The organism is Streptomyces fildesensis (assembly GCF_016107395.1).
Taxonomy (GTDB): domain Bacteria; phylum Actinomycetota; class Actinomycetes; order Streptomycetales; family Streptomycetaceae; genus Actinacidiphila; species Actinacidiphila fildesensis.
On the sequence record NZ_JAAIKO010000024.1, the window covers coordinates 95,495 to 115,253 of the forward strand.

General features: G+C 71.1%; 14 protein-coding genes. 2 read left to right on the forward strand and 12 right to left on the reverse strand.

Annotated elements, in window-relative coordinates; all coding sequences use genetic code 11:
- Positions 1–24: 24 nt before the first annotated feature.
- The 5 genes from C6N31_RS26770 to C6N31_RS26790 form a co-directional block, all read right to left on the reverse strand.
- Entirely contained in the window at positions 25–996 is a 972-nt protein-coding gene (locus tag C6N31_RS26770; RefSeq protein WP_138356092.1) for a nucleoside triphosphate pyrophosphohydrolase, read from the reverse strand.
- Positions 997–1,113: 117 nt separating this feature from the next.
- On the reverse strand, positions 1,114–1,755 hold the full coding sequence (locus C6N31_RS26775) for a SurA N-terminal domain-containing protein (RefSeq protein WP_187144900.1): 642 nt from the start codon (positions 1,753–1,755) through the stop codon (positions 1,114–1,116).
- 125 nt (positions 1,756–1,880) lie between these two features.
- Positions 1,881–2,597, reverse strand: coding sequence for an HNH endonuclease family protein (locus C6N31_RS26780; protein WP_138356090.1), 717 nt, complete (start codon positions 2,595–2,597; stop codon positions 1,881–1,883).
- A 68-nt stretch (positions 2,598–2,665) separates the two neighbouring features.
- Complete coding sequence (locus C6N31_RS26785) at positions 2,666–4,225, reverse strand: serine/threonine-protein kinase (RefSeq protein WP_138356089.1); 1,560 nt, start codon at positions 4,223–4,225, stop codon at positions 2,666–2,668.
- Positions 4,222–4,857, reverse strand: coding sequence for a hypothetical protein (locus tag C6N31_RS26790; protein ID WP_138356088.1), 636 nt, complete (start codon positions 4,855–4,857; stop codon positions 4,222–4,224). The genes C6N31_RS26785 and C6N31_RS26790 overlap by 4 nt, the downstream gene beginning before the upstream one ends.
- A gap of 306 nt (positions 4,858–5,163) precedes the next feature.
- Here C6N31_RS26790 and C6N31_RS26795 point away from each other — a divergent pair, with 306 nt between their 5' ends.
- On the forward strand, positions 5,164–6,594 hold the full coding sequence (locus C6N31_RS26795) for a DUF2079 domain-containing protein (protein WP_198358429.1): 1,431 nt from the start codon (positions 5,164–5,166) through the stop codon (positions 6,592–6,594).
- On the opposite strand, the gene C6N31_RS26800 is transcribed toward C6N31_RS26795, so the two are convergent.
- The 5 genes from C6N31_RS26800 to C6N31_RS26820 all read right to left on the reverse strand — a co-directional run bounded on the left by C6N31_RS26800 (position 6,575) and on the right by C6N31_RS26820 (position 15,267).
- Positions 6,575–7,003: a GtrA family protein gene (locus tag C6N31_RS26800; RefSeq protein ID WP_164296803.1), complete on the reverse strand. Its 429-nt coding sequence runs from the start codon at positions 7,001–7,003 to the stop codon at positions 6,575–6,577. The genes C6N31_RS26795 and C6N31_RS26800 overlap by 20 nt on opposite strands.
- On the reverse strand, positions 7,003–8,016 hold the full coding sequence (locus C6N31_RS26805) for a glycosyltransferase family 2 protein (protein WP_198358430.1): 1,014 nt from the start codon (positions 8,014–8,016) through the stop codon (positions 7,003–7,005). The genes C6N31_RS26800 and C6N31_RS26805 overlap by 1 nt, the downstream gene beginning before the upstream one ends.
- Positions 8,017–8,180: 164 nt before the next feature.
- Entirely contained in the window at positions 8,181–11,714 is a 3,534-nt protein-coding gene (mfd, locus tag C6N31_RS26810) for a transcription-repair coupling factor (protein WP_198358431.1), read from the reverse strand.
- 197 nt (positions 11,715–11,911) lie between these two features.
- Complete coding sequence (locus C6N31_RS26815; RefSeq protein ID WP_138356084.1) at positions 11,912–14,479, reverse strand: ABC transporter permease; 2,568 nt, start codon at positions 14,477–14,479, stop codon at positions 11,912–11,914.
- Positions 14,476–15,267 carry an ABC transporter ATP-binding protein gene (locus C6N31_RS26820; RefSeq protein ID WP_138356083.1) on the reverse strand — a complete coding sequence of 264 codons (792 nt, stop codon included), beginning with the start codon at positions 15,265–15,267 and terminating at the stop codon, positions 14,476–14,478. The genes C6N31_RS26815 and C6N31_RS26820 overlap by 4 nt, the downstream gene beginning before the upstream one ends.
- A gap of 363 nt (positions 15,268–15,630) precedes the next feature.
- Between C6N31_RS26820 and C6N31_RS26825 the strand changes: the two genes are divergently transcribed.
- The gene (locus C6N31_RS26825; RefSeq protein ID WP_138356082.1) at positions 15,631–17,172 is read left to right on the forward strand and encodes an MFS transporter; all 1,542 of its coding nucleotides are present in this window, start codon (positions 15,631–15,633) and stop codon (positions 17,170–17,172) included.
- A gap of 43 nt (positions 17,173–17,215) precedes the next feature.
- Here C6N31_RS26825 and C6N31_RS26830 read toward each other — a convergent pair whose 3' ends face one another.
- On the reverse strand, positions 17,216–18,139 hold the full coding sequence (locus tag C6N31_RS26830) for a coiled-coil domain-containing protein (protein WP_198358432.1): 924 nt from the start codon (positions 18,137–18,139) through the stop codon (positions 17,216–17,218).
- Positions 18,140–18,324: 185 nt separating this feature from the next.
- On the reverse strand, positions 18,325–19,759 hold a 1,435-nt coding region (locus tag C6N31_RS26835), incomplete at its 5' end, for an SUKH-4 family immunity protein (RefSeq protein ID WP_198358433.1).

The window sequence follows — 19,759 nt, forward strand, 5'->3', positions numbered from 1 at the left end:
ACATCCCCTGCCTGCTCCGTCGGTCTATTCGGCTGCGCGCAGGGTGTCGCGGTAGCGGCGGGCGGCGGCCCGCAGCGCGGATTCCGGGTCGAGCCCGGCGGCGGTGGCCGCGGAGGCCAGTGCCAGCAGCAGGTCGCCGAGCGCCGTCTGGTCCGACGGCACCTCGACGCCGGCGGCGTCCGGCACCGGCAGCCCGGCCCTGCGCGCCCGGCCGCTGAGCTGCGCGGCCAGCGCGAGCGCCGGCTGCCCGACGGGCACCCCGTCCGTCACCGAGTCGCGCTGCTTCTCCACGGCCTTGAGCCGGACCCAGTTCGCCTGGACGGCCTCGGGGGTCTCGGCGACCTCGTCCCCGAAGATGTGCGGGTGCCGGTGGATCAGCTTGTCGACGATCGTGCCGGCGACGTCGTCGACCGAGAACGGCTCCTCCGCGTCCTCCTCGGCGATCCGGGAGTGGAAGACGACCTGCAGCAGTACGTCCCCGAGCTCCTCGCGCAGCGACTCCCGGTCGCCCTCCTCGATCGCCTCGACCAGTTCGTACATCTCCTCGATGCCGTACTTGGCGAGGTCCGTGTGGGTCTGCTCACGGGTCCACGGGCACTCCGCGCGGATCCGGTCCATGACCTGCACGAGATCGAGCAGCCGCGCGCCCGGCAGGTCGTACGAGCCGGGCAGCAGTTCCAGGTCCGGCATCGCGACCCGCCCCGACCCGCCGAGGCGGGCCAGTTCGTCGGTGACCGCGGGGTCGTTGTCAGCGGCCGGCAGATAGACGACGGTCCGCTCACCGGCGGTGGCGTCCACCAGTTCCCGCCCGGTCGGCGCCGCGTGCACGACGCGTACGCCCGCCTCCCGCAGATACGGAAGCTGCGGATGCCCGGGGTCGGCGCAGATGACCTGGTCGGCACCGCGCAGCAGTTCCCACGCGGGCCACGACAGCAGACCGGGTGCCACACGGTGGCTGGTGGTGAGCAGTACGAGGCGGCCTGGCGCGGGGGTCATCAAGTCATCCACCGCTCGAACCTACCCCGCCCCGCGCCCCTGCTCCGCCCCGTCCCGGGAGCGGACCCCCGGGGTCCGGCCCCGGGCGGCCGGGGTGGGCCGGCCGCCCGGTCGGGGTCAGGCGCCCTGGACGGGGGCGGTCGCCACGGGGACGAGCCACGGTTCGTGGGTGGCGCCCAGGCGGGCGTTCTGGACGTCCCAGGTGCCGTAGCGGGGGTTCACGTCGATCTTCATGTCCTTGCCGGTCTTGGCGAGCAGCTGGTTCAGGGCCGCGCTTCCGCCGTCGCTGCCGGGCTCGACGCCGAGACTGGAGATGATCTTGCCCGCCTCGACCTGCAGCCGGCAGAAGGCGTCGATGTCGGAGGGCGCGACGTTGTACTTCTCCAGCAGCGCGGGCGCCAGCGCGTCCGGCCCGCCGGACTGGGCCTCCAGTGCCGTCCGCATCTGCCCGACGTCGGAGCGGGTGACCGTGACCCCCGCGTCCTTGGCGACGCGGTCCAGCAGCCGGGTCACCACCATCGTGCCGAGCGTCTGGCTGGTCAGGTCGCTGCTGCCCTCGATGAGGGCCGCCGCCTGGGGCGACTTCTCCTGCGCGGTGCGGACCGCGTTGACCTTCGACTGGAGGTCCGAGACGGAGATCGTCTCGTTCTCCACCACTGCGGCGGCCCCCGCGTGCGGGGTGCCGCACGCGCTGATCACAGGGGTCATCGCCACGAGTGCGGCGGCGGCGAGCGAGACGGCGGTGCGTCGGCGGACCATGGTGCCTCCCGGCATGGGATCGAGCGGCGGTGCTTCGACCTTGCGAAGATCGAGGATATGGAGCGGACCGCTTCGATATCCAGCACTCCGCCGAACTGGGCCGTGTCCGGCCGAACCCGAACGGCTCAGCTGGTGGGCAGCTTCTCGTTCGGGCAGGTGTTCAGCTGCTTGCGCATCGCGTCCTTCTCGGCGGCGGTGACCCACACCCCGTACTTCTTCTTCACCGCGACCTGCCGCGCCACGTACGCGCACCGGTAGCCCTTGTTCGGCGGCAGCCATGTCGCGGTGTCGCCGTCGCCCTTGGAGCGGTTGGCGGACGCGTCGGCGGCGATGAGGTTCATCGGGTCGTTGGCGAACTGCACCCGCTTGTCGGTCGTCCACTGCCCGGCGCCCTTCTGCCAGGCGTCGGAGAGCGCGACCGCGTGGTCGATGTCGATCGTGCTCTTGCCCCGGGTGTAGGTGAGCTGCTGCCCGGTGTACGGGTCGTCCAGCTTCCCCGAGGTGACGACGCAGTCGCCGCCCTTCTCCGCGCGGAACGTTTCCGCGGTGAGGTCGCGCTTCAGTATGTCGTCGCGCGTCCCGCAGCCGTTGTGGTCGGTGTCGACCCAGGACTTGCCGAACTTCTCCCGCGTGTAACCGGTCTTCGGCGCCCGCCCCTTGACGGTCAGGGAGTCGACGGCGGCCAGCGCGCTGCCGCCGGGAGCCGACTTCCCCGGTCCGTTGCCGTTGCCGTTCCCGGCACCGCCCGCGGTGTCGGCCTTGCAGCCCGCCGCGCCGAGCAGTCCGGCGACCGCCAGCCCGCAGAGGAGTATGTGTGGTGCCCGTGCCCCGCGTTTGACCATGCTCGCACCTTATGGCGTTGACAGCCCGGCGTCCGGAGCGGCCCGGTCGGACCACCCATCTGCTCGCCTCATGCCCGAACTTGGCCCAGCCATGCCAGGGTGCGGCGCAACTCGACGCAGAACGGATGGTGCGGTCCGTGCACGCGGTCGGCGTCGTAGAGGAGCCGTGCGAGCACCTCCCGGGCGGTGGCGCGGTCGCCGACGGAGAGCAGGAGGTTGCCGATCCGGCGGCGGATCTCCAGCGGGACGACCGGGTCGGTGGCCGCGTACCGCTCGAAGTACGGCAGCAGGGTGCGGTATTCGCCGAGGGCGGCGCCGGCCTCGCCGAGCTGTTCGAGGCACTGCGCCGCCTCGTAGCGGAACTGCAGGACCTGCCGGTCGGCCGGACCGCTCTGGGTGGCGAACTCGTCCGCCAGCCGCCGCAGTTCGGGGAACGCGCGGCGGAACTGGCCGTCCTCCATGAGCGTGGCGGCGTACTGCTTGCGCAGCATGCGCACGATCGGTGAGTGCTCGCCGTGCTTCGCGGCGGCGGCGGGCAGCACGCCCCCGAGGATGTCGACGGCCTGCGTGATGCGGCCCGCGTCGAGCAGCCGTCTGACCTCGTCGACCGCGGCGGCGATGTCCGGCCCCGCCGGCGGCGTCGGCGTGGTGGAAGGCGGCGTCGACGGCATGGCCGGCACCTGGACACCTTCCTGGCCGGTACCGGGCCGGTCCGGCCAGGGGGCGTGCGGGCGCAGGAACGGGCGGGTGGGGTCCATCGGCCCGGGCGGGCGCTGCGCGTGCGCGGTCCCGGCGGACGGGAGCATTGACGCGAGTTCACCGTAGACGCGCTGGGCGTCGGCGGGCCGGTGCTGCGGGTCCTTGGCGAGCAGCCGCAGGACGAGGGACTCCAGCGGCGCGGGCACCTCGGGCCGCAGCTGGCGCAGCGCGACCGGGGCCTCGTAGAGATGGCGGTGCAGGACGCCGAGCGCGGTGGAGCCGTGGAACGGGACGTTGCCGCTGAGTAGTTCGTGCAGGACCACCCCGAGCGCGTACAGGTCGGTGCGCGGTCCGACGGCGCCGCCCATCGCCTGTTCCGGCGCCATGTACGCGGGGCTGCCGATCGGGGTGCCGGTGTGGGTGAGGCGGGTGGTGTCGGTGTCCATGACGGACGCGACGCCGAGGTCGAGCACGACGACGGTGCCGTCGGGGCGCACCATCACATTGCTCGGCTTCAGGTCGCGGTGCACGATCGGCACCGCGTGGACGGCGGAGAGCGCCGCGCACAACTGGGCGGCGACCGCCACCGCCCAGGGCCACGGGTAGGGGTCGTGCTCGGCGAGGTGGTCCGCCAGGTCCTGGCCCTCGACGTGCTGCATGACGAGGTACAGCTCGTCGCCGTCGGTGCCCGCGTCATGGACGGTGACCAGGCCGGGGTGGTCGACCTGGGCGGTGACCCGGCACTCGCGGTCGAACCGCTGGCGCAGCTCGGCGACGTTCTCGCCGCCAGCGACCTTGTCGGGGCGCAGCAGCTTCACCGCGACCCGGCGGTCCAGTCGGCGGTCGTACGCCGTCCAGACCTGGCCCATGCCGCCCTGGCCGAGAACGGTGGCCAGCTCGTACCGCCCCGCGACGAGCCGGCCGTTCACCGGCCTTCTTCCTTGCGGAGGTAGTCACTCAGCTCGTCCAGCTCGGCGCGGACCTGGTCGATGCGCGGCGCGGGCGTGCCGGCCGGTCCCGGGGTCGGCGTCGCGGCCGGGTCCGGGGCCACCGGAGCGGTGGGAGCCGGGGTGGAGGTGGGGGTGTCCCGGTACGGGTTGTAGTCGGCGCGCGGGGTCGGCAGCTGCGTCTGGTGCACCTGCTGGCGCGGCGGCTGCGGGGCGGCGTAGGGGAACTGCTGCTGCCCGTACGCCCTGGACGCGTTCTGCGCGTCCACCTCCCGGAAGTGCCGGATGTCGGAGACCAGGTAGTACACCGCCACCGCGATGGCCTGGATCACCAGGATGGAGACCACCGCGTTGTCCCGCGGGCTGTTCCTGTTGCCGCTCTCGCCGCTGTCGCCGCCGTTGCCGAGGAGCGCCACCAGTACGACGGTCAGGACGAAGCTGGCGCCGCAGAGCACCCAGTCCACGGCGTTGCGCCGGCGCAGCAGGGCGACGCGCAGCAGCGGTGTCCAGGCGAGCATTCCGCACGACAGCACCGCGAGCAGCACGAACAGGACTCGCAGCCCGGAACGTGTGCCGTCACTCGGCTGGGGCGGCACGATGCCTGGGCCGTTCATGGCTGCTCCTGAACAAAAGTCTCGGCTGGAAGAGCGAGCGTATCGGCAGGGGCGGACGAGCGGTCTGGCGATGCCACAACAATTCGGACCGGACCACACCCCGCACGAACACCGTGCACCCCCGCCACCGTCCGGCCGACGGTCCGGCCGCTGTCACCAAGAGCGACGCAGACTGCGATACGGGTGGTTGCGGTGACCGGAGAACGGCCGGCCGAACCACATACCCGCGCCACTCACGTATCTTTTCGTGGCGGGCGTGCACCGGCCGAGGGTGCCGCGCGTCTTCCCGTGCGAAAGGAACGCAGCATGGACATGGCTACCGCGGCCATCCCCGCCCAGCACGGGAACAGCTCCTCTCCCGGCAGCCGCTTGCAGCGGCTCTTCCGCCCCCGGCTCGACCCGTACTGGCTGGCCGGCGCGCTCTTCGTCGCGTACGCCACCCTGTCGGTGTGCCGGTTCCGGCGGATGGCGACGATGTCCTGGGACCTCGGGATCTTCGAGCAGGCGATCAAGTCCTATGCGCACTTCCAGGCGCCGGTCGCCGATCTCAAGGGCCCCGGGACCAATATCCTCGGCGATCACTTCAGCCCCATCACGGCCCTCGTCGCCCCCTTCTACCGGGTCTTTCCCACCCCGGTCACCCTCCTCGTGGTGCAGGCCGTCCTCTTCGCGCTCTCCGTCGTCCCGGTCACCCGGGTCGCTGCGCACTTCCTCGGCCGCGGCCGGGGGCTGGCCGTCGGTGTCGCCTACGGCCTGTCGTGGGGGGTGCAGCGGGCGATCGAGTTCGACTTCCACGAGATCGCCTTCGCCATGCCGATGCTCGCCTTCTCCCTGGAGGCCGTGCTGCGCAAGCGGTGGAAGACCGCCATGTGGTGGGCGCTGCCGCTGATCCTCGTCAAGGAGGACATGGGCGCGACCGTCGCCGCCATCGGTGTCGTCGTGCTGCTGCGGACCCGGCGCGAGGATCCGCGGACCGCGTCGTACGCGATCTGGCTCATCGGTTTCGGTATCGCCTTCGCCGCCATCGCCTTCGGCGTCCTCATCCCCGCCTTCAACAACAGCGGCGGCTACGACTACTGGAACAAGCTCGGCGGCAGCGGCGCGCCCGTCGCCGGCACCATTCCGCCGGACACCGCGCTGCGCACCCTGTTGTGGATCCTGCTGCCGACCAGCGGGCTGCTCGCGCTGCGCTCCCCGCTGCTGATCGCCGCGCTGCCCACCATCGGCTGGCGCTTCATCTCCCACGACGACCACTACTGGGGCCTGGACTGGCACTACAGCGCCGTGCTGATGCCCGTCGTCCTCCTCGCCCTCGTCGACGCCGTCAACGAGTCGCGCAACAGCCCGCGGGGCTGGCTGCGCTCCTACGCCTCGCAGGTGCCGGCCGCCGTGGCGGCCGCGGCCCTGGCGCTGAGCACCACCCTCCCGCTGGCGGATCTCACGCACACCGCCACGTACCAGCCCGGGGAACACGTCAAGGCCGTCGAGAAGCTGCTGCGGCAGATCCCGGACGGTGCGAGCGTCGAGGCCAACGTCGGGCCGATCAGCAGGCTCGTCAACCGCTGCACCGTCTACTGGGTCGGCGGGGCCAAGAACGTCGTCCCCGACTACATCGCGATCGACAACGGGGACGGCTGGGTCCCCGACCCGGTCGAGTACGCCCACCAGCTCCATCCGTCGGCGGCCTACACCCAGATCGCCAACAGCGAGGGCTACGTCATCCTGCGTCGCGCGTAGCCGGGGTGAGGGCGGGCTCCTGGGCGGGGGCCGGCTGCTCGCGGGTCAGCAGGATCCGCCGGGAGAGCAGGAACGTCACGGGGATCGCGGCGGCCGCCGCGATCAGCGGGGCGGGCTTCTCCCCCACCCCGCACCACTCCACCAGGACGTACATGCCGACCGAGGTGACGGTGAAGTTCGTCAGGTTGGTCAGCGGGAAGAACAGGAACTTCCGCCAGGTCGGCCGGGTCCGGTAGGTGAAGTACGTGTTGAGGAAGAACGAGCCGATCATGCTCAGCACGAACGCCACGACATACGCCGGGTAGTAGGGCATCCAGCGGTGCAGGAGCAGGTAGCAGCCGTAGAAGGTGCCGGTGTTCACCACACCCACCAGGCCGAAGCGCACCACCTGGAGGAGACGTACGGGCATCAGCGCCGGCCCTCCGACGCGGGCGCCGGGCGCTCCGCCAGCAGCGCCGCACCGCTGGCGGGGGCGCTGTCCGGGCCGCCGAAGGTGGCGGGCGGCACGTTGGTCTCCTTCACGAGGAAGTGCGGCCGCCGCTTGGACTCGTAGTAGATACGGCCGATGTACTCGCCCATCAGCCCCAGCATCATCATCTGCAGCCCGCCGAGTCCGACGATGGCGACGATCAGTGTCACATAACCGGGCGCGGTCACCCCGCCGACCACCGCGGCGACCGTGACCCAGGCGGCGTACAGCCCGGCGAGGCCCGCCAGCGCGAGGCCGAGGTGGATCCCCATCCGCAGCGGGCGGTTGTTGAAGGAGATCAGCCCGTCGATCCCGTAGTTGAGCAGCGCCCCGAACCGCCACTTGGTCTCCCCCGCGGCGCGGGCGGCGTTGCGGTAGTCGAAGGTGACGGTGTCGAAGCCGATCCAGGAGAACAGCCCCTTGGAGAAGCGGTTGTACTCCGGCATCGACAGCAGCGCGTCGACCGCGCGGCGGGAGAGCAGCCGGAAGTCACCGACCCCGTCGGCCAGTTCGACGTCGACCCACTTGTTGACCATCCGGTAGTACAGCCGGCTCACGGTGCTGCGGACGAACTTGTCGCCCTCCCTGGTGCGGCGGGCTATCACCTGGTCGTGGCCGCGGCTGAACAGCTCCAGCATCCGCACGATCAGCTCCGGCGGGTGCTGCAGATCGGCGTCCATCAGCACGACGGCGTCGCCGGTGGCCTCGCGGAGCCCCGCGAGCATGCCGGCCTCCTTGCCGAAGTTCCGGCTGAACGAGACGTACCGGGTGCTGCCCACATGCTGCTCGGCCAGGCCACGCAGGCGTTCCAGCGTCGCGTCCGAGCTGCCGTCGTCCACATAGCAGAGCTCGTACTCGACGGGGAGGAGGTCCAGGGTCTCCCGGATCTTCGCGTCGAAAAGCTCTACACCGGATTCCTCGTTGTAACAGGGAACGACAACGGACAGGCGCATGGATTCACTTTCCGTGGGATACACGGAAATGCTGCCCGCGGTACACGACCCCCGCGCGGCCGCCGCGCAAGGGCCACATGACGGCGATCTGAACGCCACGTGACTCACGGCGCGGCGGCGCCGGTTGTGTATCGGTTACCCCTCGGAAACCCGTCGGTCGGGTCTCAGTTGTCGAGAATCGTGGTCAGGAACTCCGACGTCCAGAGCAGGAGTTCCCGTCCGATGACCGGTGTGCCGCCGATCTTGGCGGTGGTCGGGCGCGGTACGAGGACCTGACGGGCCGCGTTCTTCATGACCGTGCGCGGGTAGAGCCGGTTGAGCCGCAGTTCCTGCGACTCGCGCAGCTCGACCGGGCCGAACCGGACGTTGCTGCCCGCCAGGGTGATGTCGCTGACCCCGACCTTGCGGGCGAGCAGCCGCAGCCCGGCCACCAGCAGCAGGTTCTCCACCGGCTCCGGCAGCTTGCCGTACCGGTCGGTCAGCTCCTCGCGGACCGCGGTGATGTCCTCGTGACTGTTGGCGGCGGCGATGGCGCGGTACGCCTGCAGGCGCAGCCGCTCCCCCGGTGCGTAGTCGTGCGGGACATGCGCGTCCACCGGCAGTTCGATCTTGACGTCGAGCAGTGTCTCGTCGGGCTCGCCGCCGTCCTCCAGGGCCGAGCGGTAGTCCGCGACCGCCTCGCCGACCATCCGGATGTAGAGGTCGAAGCCGACGCCCGCGATGTGCCCGGACTGCTCGCCGCCGAGCAGGTTGCCCGCCCCGCGGATCTCCAGGTCCTTCATCGCCACGTACATGCCCGCGCCCATCTCGGTGTGCTGCGCGATGGTCGCCAGCCGCTCGTGCGCGGTCTCGGTGAGCGGCTTCTCCGGCGGGTACAGGAAGTAGGCGTAGCCGCGCTCGCGTGACCGGCCGACGCGGCCGCGCAGCTGGTGCAGCTGCGAGAGACCGAAGTTGTCGCCGCGCTCCACGATGAGGGTGTTCGCGTTGGAGATGTCGATGCCGGACTCGACGATCGTCGTGGAGACCAGCACGTCGAAGCGTTTCTCCCAGAAGTCGACGACGACCTGCTCCAGCGCGCTCTCGCCCATCTGCCCGTGCGCGGTGGCGATCCGCGCCTCCGGCACGATCTCGCGCAGCCGCGCCGCCGCCCGGTCGATCGACTCGACCCGGTTGTGGATGTAGAAGACCTGGCCCTCGCGCAGCAGTTCACGCCGGACCGCGGCGCCGATCTGCTTCTCCTCGTACGGTCCGACGAAGGTCAGCACCGGGTGCCGCTCCTCCGGCGGGGTGGTGATCGTCGACATCTCGCGGATGCCGGTGACCGCCATCTCCAGCGTGCGGGGAATGGGGGTGGCGGACATCGTCAGCACGTCCACGTTGGCCCGCAGCTTCTTCAGCTGCTCCTTGTGCTCGACGCCGAACCGCTGCTCCTCGTCGACGATGACCAGGCCCAGGTCCTTGAACTTCGTCTCGGACGAGAACAGCCGGTGGGTGCCGATGACGACGTCGACCGTGCCGTCGCGCAGCCCCTCCAGGACGGCCTTGGCCTCGCTGTCGGACTGGAAGCGCGACAGCGCCTTCACCGTCACGGGGAACTGGGCGTAGCGCTCGGAGAAGGTCGTGAAGTGCTGCTGCACCAGCAGCGTGGTCGGGACCAGCACCGCGACCTGCTTGCTGTCCTGGACCGCCTTGAAGGCGGCGCGGACCGCGATCTCGGTCTTGCCGTAGCCGACGTCGCCGCAGATCAGCCGGTCCATCGGGACCGACTTCTCCATGTCCTCCTTGACCTCGGCGATGGTGGTCAGCTGGTCGGGCGTCTCCACGTACGGGAAGGCGTCCTCCAGCTCGCGCTGCCACGGGGTGTCGGGCCCGAAGGTGTAGCCGGGGGCCGCCATCCGCGCCGAGTAGAGCTTGATGAGGTCGGCGGCGATCTCCTTGACCGCCTTCTTGGCGCGCGCCTTGGTCTTCGTCCAGTCGGCGCCGCCGAGCCGGTGCAGCGTCGGGGCCTCGCCGCCGACGTACTTGGTGATCTGCTCCAGCTGGTCGGTCGGCACGAAGAGCCGGTCGCCGGGCTGTCCCTTCTTCGCCGGCGCGTACTCGACGAGCAGGTACTCGCGGGTGGCGCCCTGGACGGTGCGCTGCACCATCTCGACGTAGCGGCCCACGCCGTGCTGCTCGTGCACGATGTAGTCGCCGGGCTGCAGGGTCAGCGGGTCGATGGTCTTGCGGCGCCGCGACGGCATCCGCCCCATGTCCTTGGTGGAGGACTTCTGCCCGGTGAGGTCGGACTCCGTCAGCACGGCCAGCTTGAGCCCCGCGTCGATGAAGCCGTGCTCGATCGAACCGGTCGAGACATGGACGACGGACGGCTCCAGATCGGCCAGGTCCATGTCCAGACGGGCCGCGATGCCCTCGCCGCCCAGCACCTCCACGATGCGGGCGGCCGGGCCGTGGCCCTCGGTGACATAGACCGTGCGCCAGCCGTCGGCCAGCCAGCCCTTGGTGTCGGCGAGCGCGCGGGCGGTGTCCCCCCGGTACAGCTCGGGCGCGCGCATGCCCAGCTGCAGGGTGTCCTCGTCCAGCTCGGCATCCGCGGCGAACTGGCTGATCGACCACCAGGGCGTGCCCAGCTGCCGGGCGTGGTCACGCACATCGGCGATCGACCACAGCGAGGCCGCGCCCAGGTCCACCGGCGCCACCCCGCCACCGGCGGAGGCCGCCCAGGACGCCTCAAGGAACTCCTGCGACGTGGCGACCAGGTCGGAGGCGCGTGTCCTGACCCGCTCCGGGTCGCAAACGACCGTCATGCTCCCGGACGGCAGCACGTCCAGCAGCAGCTCCATATCGTCCACCAGGACCGGAGCCAGCGATTCCATGCCCTCGACGGCGATTCCCTCGGCGATCTTGTCGAGCAGTTCGTTCAGCTCGGGGTGCCGGATCGCCAGCTCGGCCGCGCGCGCCCGCACCTCGTCGGTGAGCAGCAGCTCCCGGCACGGCGGTGCCCACAGGCCGTGCTCGGCGATCTCCAGCGAGCGCTGGTCGGCGACCTTGAAGTACCGGATCTCCTCGACGTCGTCGCCCCAGAACTCCACCCGCAGCGGGTGTTCCTCGGTCGGCGGGAAGACATCGAGGATCCCGCCGCGCACCGCGAACTCGCCACGCTTCTCGACCAGCTCCACCCGGGCGTACGCGGCGGCCGCCAGGCCGTCCACGACCTCGCCGAGATCCGCGCTCTGCCCGCTGCGCAGGGACACCGGCTCCAGCTCGCCCAGCCCCTTGACCTGCGGCTGCAACACGGAACGGATCGGCGCGACGACGATCTTCACGGGCCCGGCCGTCGGGTCGTCCGCCCGCGGGTGTGCGAGCCTGCGCAGCACGGCGAGCCGGCGGCCGACCGTGTCGGAGCGCGGCGACAGCCGCTCGTGCGGCAGCGTCTCCCACGCCGGGTACTCCACGACGGAGTCCGGCGGCAGCAGCGAGCGCAGCGCCGCGACCAGGTCCTCGCTCTCCCGGCCGGTGGCCGTCACGGCCAGGACCGTACGGCCGGTGCGGGCGGCGAGGGCCGCCAGCACGAGCGGCCGGGCGGCGGCCGGCCCCACCAGGTCGACGTACGGGCGATTGCCGTCGGTACCGGCCTTGACCGCTTCGGCGAGGGCCGGATCGTTCACGACGACGTCGAGCAGACCGTTCAGACTCATGAAGGGGTTTCCGTCCCAGGGCTGGACAACGCGAACGCCCGACACGTCAAACGGGCCGGGGTTCTTCCAGCGTACGACGCCCCACCGACAGTCGCTGCCGCTCGATCACATGTGACGCACCGAGCGGCGACAAACGGCGGCCCCGGAACGCGGGGGGTTGCGTTCCGGGGCCGCCTGGTAGGCAGTGGGGAGACTGCCTAGTCGGAGGCGATGGCGTTGAGCACGTTCATCCGGCCCGCCCGGAAGGCGGGGACCAGCGCGGCCACCAGGCCGACGAGGGCCGATCCGAAGAAGACGATGATGATCGTCCCCCACGGGATCTCCAGGACTCCGAAGCCCACGGTGGCCATCAGCCGCTGCGCCGAGATGCCCCAGCCCATGCCCAGGCCGAGGCCGACCAGGGCGCCGAAGAGGGCGATGACCACGGACTCCAGCCGGACCATCCGCCGCAGCTGGCGTCGCGACATTCCGATCGCCCGCATCAGGCCGATCTCACGGGTCCGCTCGACGACCGACAGGGCCAGCGTGTTCACGACGCCGAGGATGGCGACGACGATCGCGAGGCCGAGCAGCCCGTAGATCATGTAGAGCAGCTGGTTGACCTGGCTCTTGATGAGGTCCTTGTAGTCGGTCTGGTCCCGGACGGTGAGCTGCGGGTAGTCCTTGACCGCTTCCTTGAGGGACGCGGCCGCCTCCTTCGCCTGGCCGTCGACGGCCTTGGCGAACATGATCTGGTTGGGCGGGAACTTGTCGGCCGGCAGGAACCGCTTCGCCGTGGCGATGTTCGTGTACATCGCGCCCTTGTCGAACGTGGTGTCGTCCGACGTGATCGCGGCGACCTTCAGCTTCGCGGTCTCGCCGCCGACGAAGGCGACGGTCAGCTCGCTGCCGATCTTGATGCCGTGATCCGTGGCGAAGCCTTCGTTGACCGACATCGAGTTGTCGCCGTAGGCGTCGGACAGCTTGCCCTGGACTGCCTCGACGCGCAGGTCCCGCGCGTAGGTGGGGCTGGCGGCCGTCAGCTGCTTGGTGGAGACCTTGCCGTCCGGGGTGGTCAGCTTGGCGTTGGTGCCCGTGTAGTCGGTGACGTGCTCCAGGTGACCGGCCGAGTGGATGGCCTTGGCCAGCGAGGGGCTCAGCGGCTGCTGGTTGTCGGTCTGCAGGATGAAGTCCGCGCCGACCGACTTGTCGAGCTGGTCGGTGGCCGAGGCCACCATCGAGGTGCCGACCACGGACAGTCCGGCGACCAGCGCGAGGCCGATCATCAGCGCCGAGGCGGTGGCGCCGGTACGCCGCGGGTTGCGCAGCGCGTTGCGCTCCGCGAGGCGGCCGACCGGTCCGAAGAACCGCAGCGAGACGGTGCTGAGGGCGCGGACGAGCACTCCGGCCAGCAGCGGGCCGACGATCACGAAGCCGATCAGCGTGAGGAGCACGCCGAAGCCGAGGAACGAGGAGCCCTGGGACGCCTTGTCCGCCTTGCCCGCCGCGACCAGGGCGGCGCCGCCGGCCAGGGCCACCAGCACACCGATGGTGGCGCGGACCTTGCCGGCCTTGCCGTCCGCCGGAGTTCCGGCGTCCCGCATGGCGGCCATCGGCGAGATCTTGCCTGCCCGCCGGGCGGGCAGCATGGCGGCCACCACCGTGACGATGACACCGATCGCGAGGCCGATCACCGGGGTGGTGGCCTTGATGGTCAGCTCGGAGGTGTCCAGGTGCATGCCGAGCTTGCCCATGAGCTTCATCAGCAGGATGGCGAGTCCGATGCCGCCGCCGATGCCGAGCACCGAGCCGAGGACGCCGAGCATCAGCGCCTCGAAGAGCACGGACCGGTTGATCTGCTTGCGGCTGGAGCCGATGGCCCGCATCAGGCCGATCTCGCGGGTCCGCTGGGCGACCAGCATCGAGAAGGTGTTGATGATGAGGAAGATGCCGACGATCACCGAGATGAAGGCGAAGCCGAGCATGACGTACTTCATCGGGTTCAGGAACGAACCGATGTCGTCCTTGGCCTCGGCGTTGGCCTCGGCGGCCGTCTGGATCTTGTAGTCGGTGCCGACCGCGGCCGTGACGTCCTTCTTCAGCTGCGCGTCGCTGACGCCGCTCTTGGCGGTCAGGCCGAAGTTCGTGTACGCGTCCGTGGTGCCGAGCAGCTTGCTCTGCGCGGTCGGGGTGTCGAGGTAGATGAGCGCGGCACCGGGGTTGGTGGTCTTGAAGGTCGCGATGCCGACGATCCGGGTGCTGAAGTCACCGGGGGTGGCGATGACCCGGAGCGAGTCGCCGATCTTCAGGTCCTTCTTGGCGGCGGTGTCGGCGTCGATCAGCGATTCGGTCGGACCGCGCGGCGCGTGGCCGGAGGTGAGCTCCACCGACTTCTTGCTGTCGCGCTCGTCCCAGTTGATGGCGATGGTGGGCGCACCGGTCTTGGAGCCGACGTTCTCGTTCTTGCTGTTGACGACGGTGATCTTGTCGCTGACCACCTGCGTCTCGACCTGCTGCACCCCGGCGGTCTGCTGCAGCTTCGCCAGCAGCGAGGCCGGAACGGTCTCCGGCTTGCCGGTCTCCTGGGCGTCGTCGACCTTCTTGGCGCTGACCGAGACGTCCGACGCCGTGGAGGCGAAGAGCTTGTCGAAGGTCGCGGTCATGGTGTCGGTGAAGACGAGGGTGCCGCAGACGAACGCCACCGAAAGGAGCACGGCGACGGCGCTGAGCACCATCCGGCCCTTGTGCGCGACAAAGTTGCGCATCGATGTCTTGAAGACGGTCACGACACCCTCCCACGGGCGTCGAAGGACTTCATGCGCTCGAGAACGGAGTCGGCCGTCGGGTTCGCCATGTCGTCGACGATGCGGCCGTCGGCCAGGTAGATGACGCGGTCCGCGTAGGAGGCGGCGACCGGGTCGTGGGTCACGATGACGATGGTCTGGCCGAGCTCGTCGACCGAGCGGCGCAGGAAGCCCAACACCTCGGCGCCGGCGCGCGAGTCCAGGTTTCCGGTCGGCTCGTCACCGAAGATGATCTCGGGGCGGGCGGCGAGGGCGCGGGCGACCGCGACACGCTGCTGCTGGCCACCGGAGAGCTGGTTCGGGCGGTGCTTGAGACGCCCGGCCAGGCCGACGGTCTCGATGACGCGGTCCAGCCACTCGCGGTCGGGCTTGCGGCCCGCGATGTCCATCGGCAGCGTGATGTTCTCCAGCGCGTTGAGCGTCGGGAGCAGGTTGAACGCCTGGAAGATGAAGCCGATCTGGTCCCGGCGGAGCTGGGTGAGCTTCTTGTCCTTCAGCTTGGTGATCTCCGTGTCACCGACCCAGATCTGTCCGCTGGTGACCGAGTCCAGGCCCGCCAGGCAGTGCATCAGGGTCGACTTGCCGGAACCGGACGGGCCCATGATGGCGGTGAAACCGCTACGGGCGATGTCCACGTCCACCGCGTCCAGCGCGACCACGCGCGTGTCCTCGGTGGTGCCGTACGACTTGGTGACCTGACGTGCACGGGCGGCAACAGCCGAACGCTCTCCGCTGCCCCCGGACTTGGGAATCGTTACAGCCGTTGTCACTGCTATCTCCTGAAATCTCGTGTGTTTCGTCGGGCTCCTGCGGAACCTGGTGGACCCTGTCGCGCGTTATCAGAGTGCTGGTAAGCCTGGGGTCGCGGCGATGGGGCAGGTCTCCGTCTTGCTGGTGGGGTTAGCCCCACCACGTCCCACTGATGACCCTAAGGAGCACCAGGCCTCCCGAACGTCCTCCGCCAGTACGAACATCGAGTAGGCGGAAGTGAGTACTTTCCCCTAAGGGTCGCCGACATCCAACCGTCCGCGACCTCGGGGTCGATGATCTGCCCTCACGCCACGTGAGGTGCAAGAACCTTGTTCCACCTGCGACGATGCCGCCGATACCGGCTGTCGCGACCCCGGTCCCGCATGGAATGGTGCGGTGTACACACACTGCTGTGCACGCCAGGGGAGGGAGCCGCCGTGAGCGGTCCTGTGGAACGTACGGCCCGGTCATCGGCCGCGGCGGAGCCCGCGCGCCCACCCCGGCGCGGCCGGATCGTGGCCGCGCTGATGCTCGCCATGGCGCTCGCCGCGATGGACTCCACGATCATCTCGACGGCCGTCCCGCAGATCGTCGGCGACCTCGGCGGCCTCTCGGTGTTCTCCTGGCTCTTCTCCGGCTATCTGCTGGCCGTGACGGTGACGCTGCCGGTGTACGGCAAGCTCGCCGACACCTTCGGCCGCAAACCGGTGCTGCTGGCCGGCATCGCGCTCTTCCTGCTCGGCTCGCTGCTGTGCGCGGGCGCCTGGAACATGGCGAGCCTGATCGCCTTCCGGATCGTCCAGGGGCTGGGCGGCGGCGCGATCCAGGGCACTGTGCAGACCGTGGCCGCCGATCTGTACGGGCTGAAGGAACGCGGCCGCATACAGGCGGCGCTCTCCACCGTGTGGGCGGTCTCCGCCATCGCGGGACCGCTGGCCGGCGGCTTCCTCGCCGGATACGGCGACTGGCGCTGGATCTTCCTGATCAACCTGCCGGTCGGCGCGGCCGCCCTCGTCCTCATCCTCCGCCACCTGCACGAGAACATCACCCGCACCCGCCACCGCATCGACTGGCCCGGCGCGGTCGCACTCTTCCTCGCCGGCGGGCTGCTGCTCCTCGCCCTCGTCCAGGGCGGCATCGCGTGGTCCTGGCTGTCCTGGCAGTCCCTCACCCTGTTCGCCGCCAGCGCCGTCTGCACCGCCGGCACGGTGGTGATCGAACGGCGCGCCGCCGAGCCGATCATCCCGGGCTGGGTGTGGCGGCGGCGGGTCATCGTCTCCGTGAACCTGGCGCTCGGCGCGCTCGGGCTGCTCATGATCGCGCCGACGGTCTTCCTGCCGACCTACGCCCAGACGGTCCTGGGGCTCGGGCCGGTCGCCGCCGGGTTCGTGCTGTCCGTCATGACGCTGAGCTGGCCGCTGTCGGCGGCCCTGAGCAGCCGCGTCTATCTGCGGATCGGCTTCCGCAACAGCGCCGTCATCGGCATGAGCTGCGCCACCGCGATCCTCGCCGCGTTCCCGCTGCTGCCCTACGGCGGGCCGGCCTGGCAGCCCGCGTTGCTGATGCTGCTGCTCGGCGGCGCGCTGGGGCTCTTCCAACTGCCGCTGATCGTCGGTGTGCAGTCCACTGTCGGGTGGGCGGAGCGGGCGACGACGACCTCGTCGGTGCTCTTCTGCCGCCAGGTCGGGCAGAGCGTGGGCGCGGCGGTCTTCGGCGCCGTCGCCAACCACACGCTGGTGGCCCGGCTGGGCGCGGCGCCGGCTTCGCTGACGCCGCCGGGCGGGGCGGCCGAGCCGGTGCGCCGGGCGGTGGCGGCCGCGGTCGACCACGTCTACGTGGGCGCCGCGGCGGCGGCCGGGGCGGCCGTGCTGGTGCTGCTGTTCGTCGCCCCGCGCCGCTTCCCCGTCCTGACGGACGGGGACTGACGGACGGGGACCGACGGACGGGGACCGACGGCCGCCCGTTCCGCTACTCCGGGGCCGGGCCAGGTTCCGGGACCGAGGGATCGTCGTCGGGCAGCGGGCGGCCGGTGAGGGCCGCGAGGCTGCTGCGGACGTGGGCGAGGTGGGCGCGGATCTCCTCGCGGCGCTCCTCGTGCTCGCGCAGTTCCCGCTCGCTCTCGCGCCGGATGCGCTCCTCCCGCATGCGGGCCTCCGCGAGCAGGGCGGCCGCCCGGGCTTCGGCGTCCTCCTGCCCGTGCCGCGCGAACTCCTCGGCCTCGGCGCGCGCCGTCCTGGCGTCCTCGAAGCGGCGCTCCGCGTAGCCGGTCAGCTCGCCGATCCGGCTGTCGACGCCGGCCTCGCGCTCGGCCATCTCGTGCTCGAAGGCGTCCAGCCGCTCGCGCTGTTCCTTGTCGAGATCGGTGAGGGTGCGCGTGGTGTCCTGCCGGGTGGCCTCCAGGGCCTGCTCGGCCTCGCCGCGTACCAGGCCGGCCTCGGTCTGCGCTTCCGTGAGGATCTCGCCGGCGCGGCCGCGTGCCACGTCGAGCACCCGTCCTGCCTGGTCCTCCGCGACCGCGCGCCGCTCGGCGGCGGCGGCCCTGGCCTCGTCCTGGAGGGCGCGGCGGGCGGTCTCCGCGGCGTCGTGGGAGTACTGGATCTCGTTCTCGGCGCGCTCCCTGACCGCCGCGGCCTCTTCCTGCACGAGGCGCAGCAGTTCCTGCGCGCTCGCGCTCAGCGTCTCGTAACTCGCCGGGCCGAGCGCGTCGACGGATTCCCGCAGCGCCTTGGCCTCGGTGTCCATCTCGTTCGCGAGAACAGTGAGCCGGGCGGCCCGCTCCCAGGCCGCGTCGCGGTCCTCGGACAGTTCCTCGAGGAAGCGTTCGACCTGTTCCACCCGGTAGCCGCGCCCGCGAACGGTGTCGAAGCCGTGAGGTGTTGCCGTGCTGCTCATGCGCTGCCCCTCGCCGTCCTTCCGAACCGTACTCTGTAATCCATTTTTGCCGATATGTCTGAATTGTGTATACCGCGACACTCCGACCTACCCCTACCCAACCCATCGCCCGTACATAGCGCGGCGGCCCGGGTCCGGATAATCCGGACCCGGGCCGCCCGGGGATCAGGACACAGCGGGGAGCGTCAGAGCAGGCCGTCCCACATCTGCTCGATCAGTACGGCCCACCAGTTGTCCGGCGAGGCGATCGCGGCCGGGTCCTGCGCCGCGAGCTGCGCCTGGAAGTCGACCGTCCAGCGGCCGGCCTGGTCGGGCGTGAGCCCGATCCGCAGCCGCCACATCCGCCCGAGCAGGGCGAGGCAGCGGGCGAACTCCGGCAGGCTGGAGTTCACGAACTGCGGCGGCACCGGCTGCCCGCCGGGGCCCGCTTCGAGCGGCACCGCGACGATGTGCGCGGTGCCGTACTGCACACACAGCTGGCGCCCGAAGTCATTGCCCATGACCAGGTACGAGCCCGCGTCCGAGGCCGGCTGCACCCCGCGCTCCTGCGCCAGTTCGGCGAGCGTCGGCACCGGGCGGCCCGGCTGGGCCTGCGCCCAGAAGAACGGCCCGAAGTCCACCGGCAGCCCGGCCCACATCAGGGTCTGCGCGACGATGTCCGGCACCCCCTGGCGGGAGACCGCACGCTGGTCGAACCGGAACAGGCCCTGCGGCCCGAACGCCTGCGCCAGCTCGTGGCCGATCCCCTCGAGCGGGATCGGCGGTACCCGCTGGACCTGGTTCGGGTCCGGCATCGGCACCCGCTGCGGCTGCGGCCGCGCCGGCGCCGACGCGACCTGGTGCAACTCGCCCTGGTGCGTCAGCAGATGCTGGACACCCTGCTGGCGCGAGGCGTGCTCGCGGCCGTACGGGGCCGTGTGGCTGATCCGCACCTGGGGCCAGGTCTCGCGGATCATCCGGGCGCAGTAGCCGCCCGGCAGATCGCACGCCTCCAGCTCCGTGTGCAGCTCCAGCACCTGCTGCGGCGGCACGTTGAGCGCGCGCAGCTCGTGCAGGATCTGCCACTCGGGGTGCGGAGTGCCCGGCGCCGAGCGGCGGATCAGCTGCTGCTGCGAACCGTCGTGCGCGCGGTAGCTCAGGACGGCCATGTAGCCGGGGCCGACCGTCGGCACACCGGCCGGCGGCTGCGGGTATCCGTAACCGCCGGGGGGCGGCGGGGCCGCGGCTCCGGACGGCGGTGGTGGCGGCATGCCGGGACCGCCTGGACCACCAGGGCCACCGGGGTTCGGGCCGGCCAGCATCGTCGCTGCGTACGGGGCACCGGCACCGGGGCCGCCGGGGCCCGGCGGGGTCGGCGGAGCGCCGCGGCCACCGCCGGGGACACCGGGCGGGGGCGGCGGACCACCCGGGCCCGAACCACCGATCACACCGGGAGGAGGCGGCGGACCACCAGGACCACCGGGAGCACCCGGACCACCGACACCGGGACCCGCGAGCATCGTCGCCGCGTAGTTCACACCGCCGGAGGAGCCCTGGGCGGGCGGAGCGCCACGGCCACCACCGATGACACCGGGCGGGGGCGGCGGACCACCCGGGCCCGAACCACCGATCACACCGGGA